Here is a 14,296-nt window from a genome sequence, read left to right as displayed (position 1 = left end):
GTGTGTGGGAAGAAGTTTGGAGTTGGTCATGTGCTCGGGAGGTTTTTGAGGATGAGGTCGATGTGTTTTTGGGTGGAGCCTTGGCGGGAATGAATGACGGATTGGCCGTTCTGGGCAAGTGTGGAGCGGTGGGCTGGGTTTTGAAGCAGTTCTTGAACGGTTTGAGTGAGATTGTCGGGTTTGCAGATGAGGATGCCTTGGGCTTGTTTGAATGCGGCGACGGCGTTAGCGAAGTTATGTGTGTCGGGGCCGATGATGACGGGTTTACCGAGGGCGATGGGTTCGATGGGATCGGAGCCGCCCCAACCGTTGAAGGAGCGTCCGACGATGACAAGATCCGCAAGTGCGTAAGCTTTGCGGAGTTCGCCGAGGGTGTCGAGAAGGAAGAAGGGGGGTGTGGCTCCGCGGGTAGAACCCGTGAGCTTGGTGTGTGTGCTTGATTGATTTTTGACGACTGATCTTCTGATGCATGCGGGATCAATTGTGGCAACTTCATCGAAGCGTTCGGGTTTGCGGGGGACGATGATGAGATTGATGTCGAGGTTTTTGAGTGCGGTGACGATGAGTTGTTCTTCGCCGGGACCTGTGGAGCCAGCGACAATAGTAGGGCGGTTTAAATCGAGGTTGAATGAGGTCGCGATCTCATCGGAGCCCGGGACGGTGTTGTTTTCGGGTTTGATGTCGGGGCCGGGCTGAGCGGTGTCCCATTTCATGGTGTCGAGTATGTGGATCTTGTTTTGCGGCACGCCGAGGCCTGCGAAGCGCTCTGCATAGTCGGGTGTTTGTGCGGCGACAGCGGTGATGCGCTTGAAGGTTGGTTTTACGAAGGGGAGGGCAAGTTTATAGCGAGAATAGGATCGCGCGGTGAGCCGGCCGTTGAGAACGACGACAGGGATGTTTCTTTTGTGACAGATTTTGAGGAAGTTCGGCCAGACTTCAAGTTCCATGAGCGCGACGATGTCGGGTTTGAGTTTGCTTAGGAAGCGGTTGACGGCGAAGGAGAAGTCGAAGGGATAGCGGGCGACAGTGAGTGTGTCTGCGAAGAGTTCGGTGGCTCGGTTGTAGCCTGTGTTGGTGGTGGTGGCGAGGACGATGTTCAGATTGGGGTGTTGTTCTTGGAGGAGTGAGATGAGGTGACGTGTGGCGTTGACTTCGCCGAGTGAGACAGCATGGATGAGGATTGTTTTTTGGTCGGCGTTTTGATGTTGTTGCTGTTTGGGAGTGACGCGACCAAAGCGCCCGGGCCAGTCAGTTCGCCATTTGCCGGTTCTGAGCATGGAAAAGATCCAAATAGGGCAGGTGAGCAGGGCGATGAGAAAATATGCGAGGTTAACGACGATCATCATGATGAGAGGATTGTAAGGCGAGCAGGGAAAGAGTGCGAGGTTGCGTGTGTCCCCACGGGATGGAGCCCGTGGGCTTGGTGAAGAGAGGAAAGGAAGATTGGAACCTGTGGGCTGTGGTGAGGCGTGGTCATGTGTGAAAAAAAGGAGGGGGGCGATACAATGTCTCGCTATGGAACAGAAAAGATTTTACGTGACGACCCCGATTTATTATGTGAACGACCGCCCGCATATTGGTCATGTGTATACGACGACGATTGCGGATGTGATGGCGCGGTATCATCGCATGATGGGGCATGACACGTTTTTCCTGACGGGGACTGATGAGCACGCCACCAAGGTTGTGGATGCGGCTGCTGAACGTGGCATAACCACGCAGCAGTGGGCGGACCAGAATGCGACAGCATTTCAGGAAACGTTTGAGCGTTTGGAAATGTCCAATGATGATTTTATTCGTACCAGTCAGAAGCGGCATATGGATCGCGTGACGGGATATGTGCAAAAGCTACTTGATTCTGGCGATGTTTACCTCGGTGATTACGAAGGCTGGTATGACGCGGGACAGGAAGAGTATGTTCCGGAGAATAAGGCAAAGGAATATGATTTTGTTTCGCCGGTGAATGGCAAGCCGCTCGTGAAGAAGACCGAGCAGAATTACTTCTTCAAGCTGAGCAAGTATCAGGATGCGCTTTTGGCACTGCTTGATCTTGGCGAAGAAGTGAATGGTTCGACGTTTGATGTGCAGCCGAGTGCACGGAAGAATGAGATTGTCGCCCGTGTAAAAGAAGGGTTGCATGACATTCCGATGACGCGGACGGGCATGACCGATTGGGGAATCAAAGTGCCAGGCGATGAGGAGCACACGATTTATGTGTGGGTCGATGCGCTGTTCAATTATTTCAGCACGGTTGATACGGATGATCGGAAGAAGTACTGGCCGGCGGAGGTGCATTTTATTGCGAAAGATATTTTGTGGTTCCACGCTGCGATCTGGCCGGCGCTTTTGATGGCGCTGGGTGAGAAGCTGCCGAAGGTTGTGTATTCGCACAGCTATTGGATCAGTGAAGGCCAGAAGATGAGTAAATCGCTCGGCAACTTTATTGACCTTGAAAAGATCGATCATTATGTCGAGACGTTTAGCCTTGATGCGCTGCGATGGTTCCTTGCGACCAATGGCCCGATGGGCACGACGGACTCTGACTTTGCGGAGTCGAAGTTCATTGAGGTGTATAACAGCGACCTTGCGAATACGTTTGGTAATTGTGCTTCAAGAATCTCAAACATGGTTGCGAAGTATTTTGATGGCGTGATGCCGGAGAAGGGTCCGCACGTGCCGATGTCCGATGAGTATGACAATATTGCAGAGCAGTGTGTGACGAAGTACACCGAAGCTATGGCGAATTATCAGCTTGCCAAGGCGGGTGATGCGGCGATGGAATTGGTTCGCGCGGTGGACAGTTATATTGAGCGGACCGGGCCGTTCAAGTTGGCGAAGGATCCGGAGAAGTTGCCGGAGGTTGCGTCGATTTTGTACAACTGCGCAGAGGCATTAAGGATTGCAAGTGTGATGCTTTGGCCGTTCATGCCGGATAAGGTTCAAACGTTCTGGAGCCGGATTGGTTTTGCTGCATATGGCGAAGCACTTGCGGATAAAGGCGCGGGCCAGTTTGAACAGTGGACCAACTGGGGATACTTGCAACCGGGCACAGCGATTGAAAAAGGCGATGCGCTGTTTATGCGATATCAGGTGCCGAAGAAGTAAGAAGTGCTAGTGCTAGCGCGAGTGCTAGAGAAGACGATGAGATTAAGCCGGCTGTCGTGGCCGGTTTTTTTATGGCCATTTTTGCTTTTTTAATATCTGGCTCTTACTCTTAGCTAAATCTAAGTAAACTAAAAAATCACTCATGTAAGGTATACGGAGTGTGCCATCTTTGCAGTGTATAGCCTGAGAAACAGATCCTGCATAGTAAAGTGTTTCACGTAAGGGCTGTAATAACGAAATGATATGGCATTTAGCATAGTTGTTGGCGAGTTGTTCTATCTTGGGATATGCGATTGTTTCGGCGAGATTCAGTTGTTGGCCATGTAGATCCGTCATATATGTGTATCGAAGTATATCACTCCTAGAAATTAACGTTGCGGCGTCTGAACATATTTTGGCGATCTTTTTACGAGGCAATTCTTTGCCAATGATTTCTTTTAGGATCGTATCCCATTTAATGAGTGGGTCTTCAATATTAGTATGATTTGTAAGAGCGTTTAGGTTGTGGTATCGGTCCTGCATTGCATAATCATTGAGGAATGCTAGTACCTTGCATTCAGTTGTGGATTCATTTAAACATTCATAAGAGTACCGTGCATGATTCAACGAGTTTGATGAGTGAGTGTGAAAAATCTTTTTTTAGATTGAGGTTGTTTAAGTTAAGTGATTTCGTTTTTATCGTTTGGTTTATTAGCAAGATAGTTTTGGCGAGTCTCTCTATGCCAATAGTGAGATCAAAAAATGCACTATAACTATAACAAAATCCTTTGTCGCTGAAATGAGATTTTTCCAAAGATGTTAAGCCGCGTGCAATCAGAGGGTCAAATAAACTCGCCTCTCTTTGTAATAGCAAGAATGTTGTTGAGTCTAGCAATAGATACCCCTTGGATCGATTAAGCTATGTTTGGGATTCTGCGATTGGCTCAACTAAGTTAATGAGTGTTATTTAAAGTGGAAGCTTAGCGTTTGGGGATAGGGACGAAGCCGGATTTGACTTCGCGAGCGGTGATGCGGTTTTTGGCAAGGTCCCACTTAAGCTGTGATGCTTCCGGCGGGACGAAGGGGAGCTTGTCGGATTTGATATAGACGTTGCGGCCAGCATCGGAGTAGAGCAGGACGCTGTCGGATGTTTTGGTGTACTGCAGATGATCGGTTTTGATGACCGCTTCATCTGATTGAAGCCAGACGTTGCCGTCGGCTTGGACGAGGGTGATATCCATTTGTGGTGCGCCGCTGGCGGACATCATGGAGCCGAGGCCGCCGTCGCCAGAGAAGCTGGCGTAGAGTTTGTCGGTGTCGAGTTGGACGATGTCTTGTTTAGATGGTGGGCGGTGGATCATGACGACATCTTGGTTCATGATCATGTCATTGCGTTTGAGGTCGAGGACGAATTGGTCTTGCCATTGGAAGAGTGTTTCGCCGTTGCCGGAGGGGTCGAGTTGTTGGATCATGCTGAGGTTAGTGGTGCTGTCGGTTTTGTCGGCAGGTTTGCTGCTGTAGTTTCGGATGAGGATGGTGCCAGCACCGGGGACGGTGACAGTTTCTTTTTTGCCATCAAAGATGATGGTAGGGCCGTCAAGGTCGAGCGATTGTTCGAGTTTGCGTTTGCCATCTGGTTGCAGGCGGTAGGAGATGGCTTTGAATTTTGATTTGCCTTCTGCGGTGGCTAGTTGGATGCGCTGGCCGGCCATTGAGGATTGTAGTTTGCTGGTTGGTTTTATGTTTTGTGCGGTCTCGGTTTGAGGTACGGCGGTGGTTGTAGGTTTGTTGGTTTCGAAAGCGACTATCAGACGGGGGGTGCGCAGTTCGGTGACATCTTCACGGAGGGGCTTGGATGCGGTTGTGGTTTTCGATGATTCTTTTTTATCGGTGATCGCGATCACATCCCCATCAAAAACACCATCGCCCTCAAGGTAGTTGAAGTTCATGGATTTTTGCCAGTTGATTGTCATCTGAGTGGTGTCGCCATCTTCATCAATGACTTTGTGATCGAGTGACCCCTTGCCGGGGATGTTGACGATGCCGGTGGTTTCGGAGAGTTCGATGCGGTTGCCGGTGAGATAAGTTTGATCGTTCTGATTGACGATGGCGGGGTTCTCGGCATTGCCGGAGATTTCGACATCACGCGTGATGCCGGTCATGGCTACACGGTTGCCGGTGACTTTGATGTTGTCTTCTTCGATGTTCAGGTGGACATTGTCTTCGGCGGTGAGTGTTCGGATGCGGTCTTGGAAGTTGTTGCCGAACATGCTGGTCATGCGGTTTTCAGGTTTGGCTTTTGCTTCGGTGAGTTGCTTCTCAGCAGGGTGTTGTTTGTCTTTGTCGCCGGGGAAGCGGATGAGTGCTTGTGCGTTTTGTGCGGGGGGTGGGAGGAGAGTAATGTCGAGCAGGCCGGAGCGGAGGTCGTAACCGGGCAGATCGGCGTGGACTTTGTCGCGTGCGATCATGCGTGTTGGGTAGGCTTCGCCGTCCGGGCCTTGAGTGAGGGTGACATCGAGTGATTGTGCGTTGATGCCGTGTGAAGTTTTGTCGTCTTTGACTAGGATTTTGACGTCGCCGTTGGCTTGGAGGAACTCGGGTGTTTGCTTGCTACCGTTTTTGGGTGAGAGTTCGATGGTGAGGTCGTCAGCATTGATGTCGAATGCGTTGGAGGTAGCGGCGACCTTGCCGTGGAAGGCGGCGGTTTTGACGGCATCTACGAGATCGGCGCGGTCATCTTCGAGTGGGAGGACGGTCGCGTCAGTGACGGGCTGGATGTTGTCTTTGAGGTAGAACTTCAGATCGAGGCGATCAAGCCAGGTGATTTTTGTGCCAGCAAGTTCGTTGACTTTGTCTTCGTTGTTTTCGACGTCGATGGTGCCGGGGCCGGTGACGTAGCCGGAGGCGCGGCGTTGATTGATGACGAGTTCTTTGCCCCAGAGTGTGCCGAGTTCGGGTGAGTAAATTTTGAGTGGGTTAGATTTGGAACCGATGGCTAAAAGTTTGGCGGTGGAGCGGAGGTATGAGACGCGTGTGCCGGTAACGGTTTCGTTTTTGGGTGTGTGAATTTGGACGGGTGTGCCGGTGAGTTGCATCATGGCGTCGCGGGCGCTGGTGAGATGGGTGTGGCCTTGTGGGTCAGGCTCAACGATGAGTGAGCCGGTCCATTTGATTTCGATGTCAGTTTTGGGGTCGTAGGTGTAGAGCGGTTTGTCATCGGTCTGATCGAGATCAGGTTCTGTGGTAGGTGAGGTTGCCGCGATGCGATTGGTTTTTGGTGTGGCAGGGGTGCTGGTTTTATCGTCGTTGTCTTGATTGAGGTTGTTACCTGCAGCTTGGACACCGAAGAAAAATTCGAGGAAATCACCGGTAAGGAACATGTTGCCGTTGTCAGTGTTGATCTTGACGTTGTCGGTGAAGCTGGCGCGGTAGTACTGTTCACGCGAGCTTTCTTGCGGTTCATCCAACAACGAGGGTTTGGTGGTTTGGGTTGCGGGTTGCGTGCTGGCTTGTGCTTGTGGTTTGTTGGGTTGTGATTCTTTGTTGTCGTTCTGATTGAAGTTGGTTTTGACTCGCATGTACTCGCCGGTAGCGATGACGAGTTTGTCGAGACGGTTTTCGAGATCATTGATGCGGATGGAGAGGCCGTTGCCGCGGAAGTCGCCATAGGGGCCGACAAGGTGAACTGGGCCGGTGGAATCGATCTTGAAGTACTTGTTATCGAAGTCGGCGTTGTCGAGGTAGGTCCGCATGAGGATGTGGCGGTTGGATTTGAAATCGATGGGCGTGCCAAGTGGGGACTTGTAATAGGTGATGATCACGTCGCCCTTGAATTTGATGTCATTAAGATTGCCATCGGGGGCGTAGGCACGGCCGGAGTTGGCCTTAACGAGAATCTCCTCGTTGGGCTTGAAGATAATGCGGGCGGAGGGTTTGACGAAATCAATAACGCCTTCACTGGGGAAGGTGAAGCGTGCGGTACGGATGTTCCATTGGCGATTGTCGTCGAAGAAGGTGTAGGTGACGTCGCGGATACCTTCTTTGCTAATGGGGATGCCGCCTTGCATACCTCCTTGCGTGGGATTGTCGATGATGTCCTCACGTTTGATGGGGCGGAAGGACTGAGCTTGCGTCTCATTTTGGTCTTGTGAGGCTTGGGCACCGGCTTGCTGATCAGGGTTATCGCTGGTGGCGTCTAATAGAAGAGTGACGGCGAGAATGATCCCGGCCGCGATGACAGCAACACCAACATAAAGCATCCGTTTTAGCATGTGTGTATTGTTAAGTTTCAGCAGGGAAAGTTCAACTTTCGTTTATTTGTCCCGCACTGTGCAAGGATCAGCCGAGGGAGGTATTATCTTATCATGGTTACGGTGTGGGAGGCGGGTTTCCTCCCTGAGAGAACATGACAGGTGATTATCGAACCTCCGGAACCATCAGATTCAATGATGATACGACAGGAACAGGACAAATGATCGGAAAAATCTTCAAGGCATATGATGTGCGTGCGACTTATCCAGAACCGCTGAATGAAGAGGCCGGCTGGCTGGTCGGGTATGGCACGGGTGAGTATTTGAAGAAAAACAACGGTGGGCAGACAGGTACTGTGCTGGTAAGCCGCGATATGCGGCCACATTCCCCGGGGTTGTGCAAAGCGCTGAGCGACGGGATTCGTGCGACGGGTATGGATGTTGTGGATTTGGGTATGTGCGATACGTCTTTCATGTATTTTGCGGTGCCGCATCTGAATGCGGTGGGTGGGGTGCAAACGACCGCCAGTCACAACCCGATCAACTATAACGGGTTTAAGGTGTCTAAAGATGGTGCCAAGCCGGTGGGTGGTGAGACGGGCCTGAAAGATATCCAAGCGATTGCAGAAGGATTCACAGGCGAGAAGCCTGAGCCGACAGGGGGCTTTAAGGAAATGGATCTTTGGGCAGAGTACCGCAAGTACATCCAGCGGTTCTTGAGTCCATTGACCAAGCCAATCAAAGCATACATCGACGGGTCGAACGGCATGGCAGGCAAGCTTGTGCCGCAAGCATTCTTCGATGTTGAGAACCTTGAGATCAGTGACATTTATTTTGAAATGGGTAATGGCTTTGTGCATGAGCCGAACCCGCTTGTGGCGGAGAACATGATTCCGACTCAGGATGGAGTTAAGAAAATCGGCGCACAGCTTGGTGCGTGTTTTGATGGTGATGCGGATCGTTGTATGGTGGTTGATGAGAAAGGTGGCATTATTGGTTGCGACCACCTCACGGCGATGTTGGCAGAACATTACTTTGCAAAGGATAATCCAGGCACGACGATTGTGTACGATTTGCGAAGTTCGAAGGTTGTTGAAGAGACGATTGCGCGTTTGGGATTGAAAGGCCGTAAAGGCAAAGTTGGGCACGTGAATATGAAGGCGGCGCTCCGCGAAACCGAAGGTGCCTTCGGTGGCGAGCTGTCCGGGCACTTCTACTTCCGTGACAATAACTATGCGGACTCAGGTGCGATCACATTTGCATGTGTGTTGAGTGTGTTGGAAGCAAACCCGGATAAGACACTCAGCGAGTTGGTCGATCCGTATCGCAAGTACCCACAGTCCGGCGAGATCAATTTTGAAGTCGAAGACAAGGTCGGCGTGATGAACCTGCTAAAAGAAAAATACGGCAGCAAGGCAACGGTCGAAGAACTGGATGGCGTGTCGATTGATGCGTTTGATGGTGAAGGCTGGTGGTTCAATGTTCGTGCGTCGAACACGGAGCCGCTGTTGCGATTGAATGCTGAAGCGAAGGATCAGGCGACACTTGATGGATTGCTCAAAGAGCTTGAGCCACATCTAGGTACACCTGCCGAAGGGCACTAAATGTTGATGATGGCATGAAGATGATCATGAAGCCGGTAACTGAGAGGTTGCCGGTTTTTTGTGATGAGAAGTTGCAAATGAAAATGGTGTAGATAGATGGGGATTTGGCTATGATATGGCGGTCACGAAGTCCGCGCAGAAGGGAATGATGATGACGCCGAAGCAGGTTTTGCAGCTGATTAAGACGAAGAAGATTGAGTTCGTGGATTGCCGGTTCATGGATTTTCCGGGGCTGTGGCAGCATGTGATGTATCCGGTGCGTGAACTGACGGAGAAGTCGTTTGAGGCGGGGTTTGGTTTTGATGGGTCGGCGGTGCGCGGCTGGCAGGAGATCAATGAGGATGACATGGTGATCGTGCCGGTGGCGGAGACGGCAAAGGTTGATCCTTTTTTAAAATCGCCGACGGTGGCGATGATTGCGGATGTGAAAGACCCGGTGACGAAGAAACGGTTCGCACGTGATCCGCGGTCGGTGGCTCGCAAAGCAGAAAAGTTTTTGGCAGAGACAAAAATTGCTGACAAGGCGATGTTCGGGCCAGAGCTTGAGTTCTTTGTGTTTGACTGTGTGCGGTACGATCAGGGCGTGAATTATGGTGTGTATGAAGTGGACAGCGCGGAGGGAATTTGGAATCGGGGGAAGGATGATGAATCGAACAAGGGATATCAGGTACGACAGCGTGAGGGGTACTTCCCGACGCCGCCGATGGATACGCTGATTGATCTGCGGTGCGAGATGGTGACGGAGCTGCAAAACGCGGGGATTTTTGTGGAGGAGCATCATCATGAGGTGGCTACGGGCGGGCAGGTTGAGATTGATCTTGAGCATTTGCCACTGACAGACATGGCGGATGCGCTGATGTTTACGAAGTACATCGTGAAGAATGTGGCGGCCCGTCATGGGAAGACGGCGACGTTTATGCCCAAGCCGCTGTTTGGAGATAACGGTTCGGGGATGCACACGCATTTGTCACTGTGGAAGAAGGGGAAGCCAGTGTTTGCGGGGAATCATTATGCGGGGCTGTCGAAGGTGGGGTTGTATGCGATTGGTGGGATCTTGAAACATGCGGCAAGCCTGCTGGCATTCACCAACCCGACGACGAATTCGTTTAAACGGCTCGTGCCCGGGTACGAAGCGCCGACGAATATGGTGTATTCCTCACGGAACCGGACGGCCGCGGTGCGTATACCGCAATATTCAACGGACCCATCTAAGCGTCGATTAGAGTTCAGGTGTCCGGATTCGTCATGTAATCCATACTTGGCTTTTGCGGCGACGCTGATGGCGATGATTGATGGGGTGCAGAATAAGATTGAACCGGGCGAACCGTTGGATAAGCCGCTGAAGATGTTGGGGGCCGAAGAGCAGGGGTTGATTGATGAATCGCCGCGGGATTTATCAGAAGCATTGGAAGCGCTGGAGAAGGATCACGAATATTTGCTCAAGGGTGGGGTATTCAGCGAAGAAGTGATTCACTATTGGATGAAGTACAAGTGGGAGAATGAGATTGGTGCACTGCGTTCGCGACCACATCCGTTTGAGTTCTGTATGTACTTTGATATTTAGAGACTTATTGCGTAGTTTCTAATCTGTTGAAGTGGAAGGATCAAGGATGACATATGAAGCGTTTCGAGAAGCGGTTCGATCAGCTTTGAGCGAACATTGCAATGGACTGACGTGGTCTCAGTTGCGCGATCAATACAAGCTTCCTTATGAGCGAGCATGCCCAACGTGGACTCGCCAACTCGAAGAAGAGATTGGACTTCGTCGTGAAAAAGGTGAGGGGCGTGCGCTGGTTTGGCGATTATATTCTTGAGTAGGTAGTAGGTTGAAATATTGGTATGCTTGCCAAGGAAGCACGCCTTTTGTGATTTTTATATGGTGTTGGTGGAACTGCGAACAAATGATCTTGGTTTGTTGGTGTAAGAAGCGGAGGAACATCCGCTTTGTTTCATGTTCACAAGGGCAATTGTTTTAATGGGTTGTTTGAAGCGAGGTTGATGCTTCGGCGGATTTTGTGTTGTGCATAGAGAGTGGTTTGATGATGGTGAAGAAGGTGAGGATGCCTAGCGGGTAGAGCTGGAGCATCAGGCGGGGCATCGATGAATTCACGTACCATGTGAGGTCGTTCGAAGAAGTGAGATAGATGAGGAAGTAGGTGGTGGGCATGGCGATGAAAATGAAGAGGCAGAGGATGCTAGGAAGCAGATGATGCTTGCGGCGATCGATTCCCGCAAAAATCAACAGCAAGACAATCGCGATCAAAAGTGGCAGGCTGTAGGCAAAGGTGAAGTACTTGCTGAGAGTTTGCAAGATGATTTGGTAACGTGAAGAATCAAAAAGTGTGTCTGCGATGGTAGAAAAATCACGATTGTGGAGGATGTCGCTTTCAGGGGTGTAGGCGGCTTTGAAGTAGAGTGTGGTTAAGCCAATGGGGAGGAGGCCAAGGGCATAAATGGTAGAGGATTTGAAGGCGTGTTTGACGGGTAGCACGATGGCAGCGGTTGTGAGGAAGGCGATGGTAATGAAGAAGCTAAAGGCGATGCCCTCGTTTTTAATACCGGCTGGAATGGCGCACATCATGCCGAAGAGAAAGAGTAATGGTGTTGATGTGAAGCGATCTTTGACGGCGAGCAGGAGCATGATGAGCGTGGCGGTCATGGTGAGGGAGAGGGTGATGTCGGCGTAGAGCCAACCGGATTGGTTGATGAGGACGGGGCTGGCAAAGCAAGTGAAGCCGGCGATGAGCGCGGTGGAAAGATTTTTGGTTTGAGCGAGATAACCGATGATAAGGGCAGGGATGATGATGAGGTTAAGGTAGGAGAGGCCGTGGAAGATGAGGATGGAATCATAGTCTGCATAGAACCAGAGTCGAGCGATGAGCAGGGATTGGAGGAGCGGGTAGTCACCGTGTGATGATTCTTGCGCGATGTAGGTGAGCGGGTCGGGCAGCCAGTAGATGGCTTGCGGTTTGAGGTGCCACATGGTCCAGCTGTCCCAGTAGCCGATGGGTGTGGTTTGGAATTGTTGGTGCAGGCCGTAGAGCGTATAGATACAGAGTATGGCGAGCAGGCTGGAGAGGATTTTTGTGCTGGGCGTGAATTGAAATACTGCGGTTGGGTTGTCTGGGAGATTGGTTTGTTGTGCGGCGATGAGCTTACGACAGCGGATGAACGCGCAGGCGGTGAGGATGATGGTGAAGACGGTGTCGAGGTTGATGCTGATGCCGGGGTCATTGTCTAAAAGAATGAGGACGTAAAAGAGTAAGGCGCCACCGGTGGCATAGCTGAGCGTAATGGCGAGTGAGAAAATGAGTAGCCAATTGTTTTGTAAAAATGGTTTACGCAATGGCCAACAAAGGAGGGTGATGGATGTACCTTGCAGGATGGCGCAGATGATGCCGACGGTGAGTGTGTAGAGGTTCATGGTGCGGCCTTTCGTGCAACGACGACGGTATCCGCGATGACGAATGTGGGTTGCAATTGATGTTGCTGGAGATAGGCGTGGGCTTGTTGTGGCGAGTTGAAAAAGAGGAGTTGGTCGGGGTGTGGGGTGGTGGTAGAGACGAGGGTTGGGAAGAGTTCCTGTTGTGAGAGGGTGTGGCCGAGATTGGCGGCGGTGTTTTCTTTGAAGGATTGTGGCATGTAAAGCTGTTGTGGGAAGTCGGGGTGGAGCTTTGCGGCACGGAGGTTGTCACGGATTTGGAGATGGGTTGCGAAGTATCTGTTGTCTTGCTGATCAGGTGCGAGGTTGATAGCGTAGTAGGTTTCGTAGAAAGCGATCACGATCACGGCAATACAACAGATGCCGATGGCGAGTGATCGGAGTGAAAAGGCAGAAGAATTAGATGCGCGGCTTGTTTGGGTCATGTGTTACTCAGTAGTGAGCGATGTTTAGTGTGGTATCTAATGCCCTATCAATATAGCACAGACTTACGTGGGTTTCGTCAGTATGGACGAGGTCCTCGTAAAATTGATGTGTGGAGATGCTGTAGTTGTTAGGGTTGGGGGTTTATAAGAGGCTGGAGTGGTAGCTGTATGAATATTGCCACAGCGATAATGATCATAGGCCAGAGCTGGACGAGTAGTCTGTCCGACGAGTTTGCGAGATGCCAACTCAGCTCATGCGGTGTGAGCAGGTAGCTGACGTAAAATCCAATCAACATGATTACTAATGGGACGATGCAAATAGTGCGTTCGGCCCATTGCTGTTTACGCCATGGGAGTAGGTTGGTGATGATGAGCAGGCCGAGGATGTACCAAATGTAAAGTGGTGCGATTTGTTTTAAAACCGTAGGAATGATTCTCCAGATTGCTTGATGACGTGAGATGTCAAAGACATGTTTGAGGTCGGGGTTGGCAGTGAGATCGTTCTGTGTGTTGTAACCAAAACGAAGCATGAGGATGCACAAGAGGAAGGGGGCGAGGCCAATGAAATAAGCAGCCAGATTTTTAACAGCTTGTTTAAATGGATTATGTGAGAATGTGATAAGAGCGATGGCGAGAGACAAGCCGATAGCAAAGAGTATGCCTTCGTTTTTTGTCCACATTGCACCGCCAGTAGCGAGTCCGGAGAGTATGAGAAGCTGCGGGTTCTTGAGGCTGAGTAGCGTCGCGAGTAATGCAAATGACATATAGAGGGCAACGGTGTTGTCGGCGTATTGGCTTGCGGCACGAGAGATAAAATGCGGGCTTGCAAAGAGTAGAAGGGTCGAAGCGGTTGCGATGAAGGGTGTACGCAGTAATGCGAGGGATATAGCGATGAGTAAGGCGGTGAGGCCAAGGAAAGTGGGTCCGAGCAATTGTGGTGTGAGTGTGTTGATTTGATTGTTAGACAGCCAGAGTTGGGCAATGATGATAGGTTGAAAAAGAGGATAATCGGGGTGGCTGGTTTCTGTGGCGATACGTTGGATGGGGGAGTTGCCTTGGTAAAAAAGGATACGTGCTTTGTGGTTCCACATGTCCCATGCATCCCATTTCCCGTATGGATTGCGTTGGCTGAATTGCCAGGTGGCGGTGACAGCTAGCGTGATGCCAAACAAAATTAAGATAATTTGGGTTATATTCAGATAGATTTTTGTTTTGGAAGATTGGTTTGCTGTGTGCGGGGATGGCTTATATTTCTTTTGTCCTATAGCAAGATATAGCACTGTAATGATTGTGGCTTCGATAATGAGCGTGATGAACAAAGGTATATTTACGATTGTTGCAAAGAAATACAGAACGCTACTGATCGTTAAGCCGAAGGGAAGGGCTACGATGATGTTAAAGAGCTTGTTGAGCGTGCGTGAATGATTCTGGAATATGGGTGAGAGGGATTGGAGAAGAGCTAATCCAAGTAAAAAGCTGGCAATTAACATG

The 14,296-nt window shown here is 50.7% G+C and carries 10 protein-coding genes; 4 read left to right on the top strand and 6 right to left on the bottom strand.

Annotated features, from left to right (window positions below):
* Positions 1-26: 26 nt before the first annotated feature.
* The gene (locus ACQ6WK_RS11520; protein ID WP_432797531.1) at positions 27-1,346 is read right to left on the bottom strand and encodes a 3-deoxy-D-manno-octulosonic acid transferase; all 1,320 of its coding nucleotides are present in this window, start codon (positions 1,344-1,346) and stop codon (positions 27-29) included.
* A gap of 169 nt (positions 1,347-1,515) precedes the next feature.
* On the opposite strand from ACQ6WK_RS11520, the gene metG reads away from it, so the two are divergent.
* Positions 1,516-3,105 carry a methionine--tRNA ligase gene (metG, locus tag ACQ6WK_RS11515; RefSeq protein WP_432797530.1) on the top strand — a complete coding sequence of 530 codons (1,590 nt, stop codon included), beginning with the start codon at positions 1,516-1,518 and terminating at the stop codon, positions 3,103-3,105.
* A 69-nt stretch (positions 3,106-3,174) separates the two neighbouring features.
* On the opposite strand, the gene ACQ6WK_RS11510 is transcribed toward metG, so the two are convergent.
* Together ACQ6WK_RS11510 and ACQ6WK_RS11505 are read right to left on the bottom strand one after the other, a co-directional pair.
* On the bottom strand, positions 3,175-3,627 hold the full coding sequence (locus ACQ6WK_RS11510) for a hypothetical protein (RefSeq protein WP_432797529.1): 453 nt from the start codon (positions 3,625-3,627) through the stop codon (positions 3,175-3,177).
* Positions 3,628-4,064: 437 nt separating this feature from the next.
* Complete coding sequence (locus ACQ6WK_RS11505; protein ID WP_432797528.1) at positions 4,065-7,355, bottom strand: hypothetical protein; 3,291 nt, start codon at positions 7,353-7,355, stop codon at positions 4,065-4,067.
* Positions 7,356-7,555: 200 nt separating this feature from the next.
* Between ACQ6WK_RS11505 and ACQ6WK_RS11500 the strand changes: the two genes are divergently transcribed.
* The 3 genes from ACQ6WK_RS11500 (at position 7,556) to ACQ6WK_RS11490 (ending at position 10,752) form a co-directional block, all read left to right on the top strand.
* The gene (locus ACQ6WK_RS11500; RefSeq protein WP_432797527.1) at positions 7,556-8,938 is read left to right on the top strand and encodes a phosphomannomutase/phosphoglucomutase; all 1,383 of its coding nucleotides are present in this window, start codon (positions 7,556-7,558) and stop codon (positions 8,936-8,938) included.
* A 115-nt stretch (positions 8,939-9,053) separates the two neighbouring features.
* Entirely contained in the window at positions 9,054-10,502 is a 1,449-nt protein-coding gene (gene glnA, locus ACQ6WK_RS11495; RefSeq protein ID WP_432797526.1) for a type I glutamate--ammonia ligase, read from the top strand.
* Positions 10,503-10,548: 46 nt separating this feature from the next.
* On the top strand, positions 10,549-10,752 hold the full coding sequence (locus tag ACQ6WK_RS11490; RefSeq protein ID WP_432797525.1) for a hypothetical protein: 204 nt from the start codon (positions 10,549-10,551) through the stop codon (positions 10,750-10,752).
* 158 nt (positions 10,753-10,910) lie between these two features.
* Here ACQ6WK_RS11490 and ACQ6WK_RS11485 read toward each other — a convergent pair whose 3' ends face one another.
* The 3 genes from ACQ6WK_RS11485 to ACQ6WK_RS11475 form a co-directional block, all read right to left on the bottom strand.
* On the bottom strand, positions 10,911-12,362 hold the full coding sequence (locus tag ACQ6WK_RS11485) for a hypothetical protein (protein WP_432797524.1): 1,452 nt from the start codon (positions 12,360-12,362) through the stop codon (positions 10,911-10,913).
* Entirely contained in the window at positions 12,359-12,805 is a 447-nt protein-coding gene (locus ACQ6WK_RS11480; RefSeq protein ID WP_432797523.1) for a hypothetical protein, read from the bottom strand. Before ACQ6WK_RS11480 ends, ACQ6WK_RS11485 begins: the two co-directional genes overlap by 4 nt.
* A gap of 128 nt (positions 12,806-12,933) precedes the next feature.
* Entirely contained in the window at positions 12,934-14,295 is a 1,362-nt protein-coding gene (locus tag ACQ6WK_RS11475) for a hypothetical protein (RefSeq protein ID WP_432797522.1), read from the bottom strand.
* Position 14,296 lies beyond the last annotated feature (1 nt).

Source organism: Poriferisphaera sp. WC338, from assembly GCF_050931845.1.
GTDB lineage: Bacteria > Planctomycetota > Phycisphaerae > Phycisphaerales > Phycisphaeraceae > Poriferisphaera.
Note: the sequence above shows the minus strand (reverse complement) of the source record. Positions and strands in the feature narration are given on the sequence as shown.

Coding starts and splice junctions, on each gene's coding strand:
- ACQ6WK_RS11520 (WP_432797531.1), bottom strand. CDS start 1,346: ATGATGATCGTCGTTAACCTCGCATATTTTCTCATCGCCCTGCTCACC.
- metG (WP_432797530.1), top strand. CDS start 1,516: ATGGAACAGAAAAGATTTTACGTGACGACCCCGATTTATTATGTGAAC.
- ACQ6WK_RS11510 (WP_432797529.1), bottom strand. CDS start 3,627: ATGCAGGACCGATACCACAACCTAAACGCTCTTACAAATCATACTAAT.
- ACQ6WK_RS11505 (WP_432797528.1), bottom strand. CDS start 7,355: ATGCTAAAACGGATGCTTTATGTTGGTGTTGCTGTCATCGCGGCCGGG.
- ACQ6WK_RS11500 (WP_432797527.1), top strand. CDS start 7,556: ATGATCGGAAAAATCTTCAAGGCATATGATGTGCGTGCGACTTATCCA.
- glnA (WP_432797526.1), top strand. CDS start 9,054: ATGGCGGTCACGAAGTCCGCGCAGAAGGGAATGATGATGACGCCGAAG.
- ACQ6WK_RS11490 (WP_432797525.1), top strand. CDS start 10,549: ATGACATATGAAGCGTTTCGAGAAGCGGTTCGATCAGCTTTGAGCGAA.
- ACQ6WK_RS11485 (WP_432797524.1), bottom strand. CDS start 12,362: ATGAACCTCTACACACTCACCGTCGGCATCATCTGCGCCATCCTGCAA.
- ACQ6WK_RS11480 (WP_432797523.1), bottom strand. CDS start 12,805: ATGACCCAAACAAGCCGCGCATCTAATTCTTCTGCCTTTTCACTCCGA.
- ACQ6WK_RS11475 (WP_432797522.1), bottom strand. CDS start 14,295: ATGTTAATTGCCAGCTTTTTACTTGGATTAGCTCTTCTCCAATCCCTC.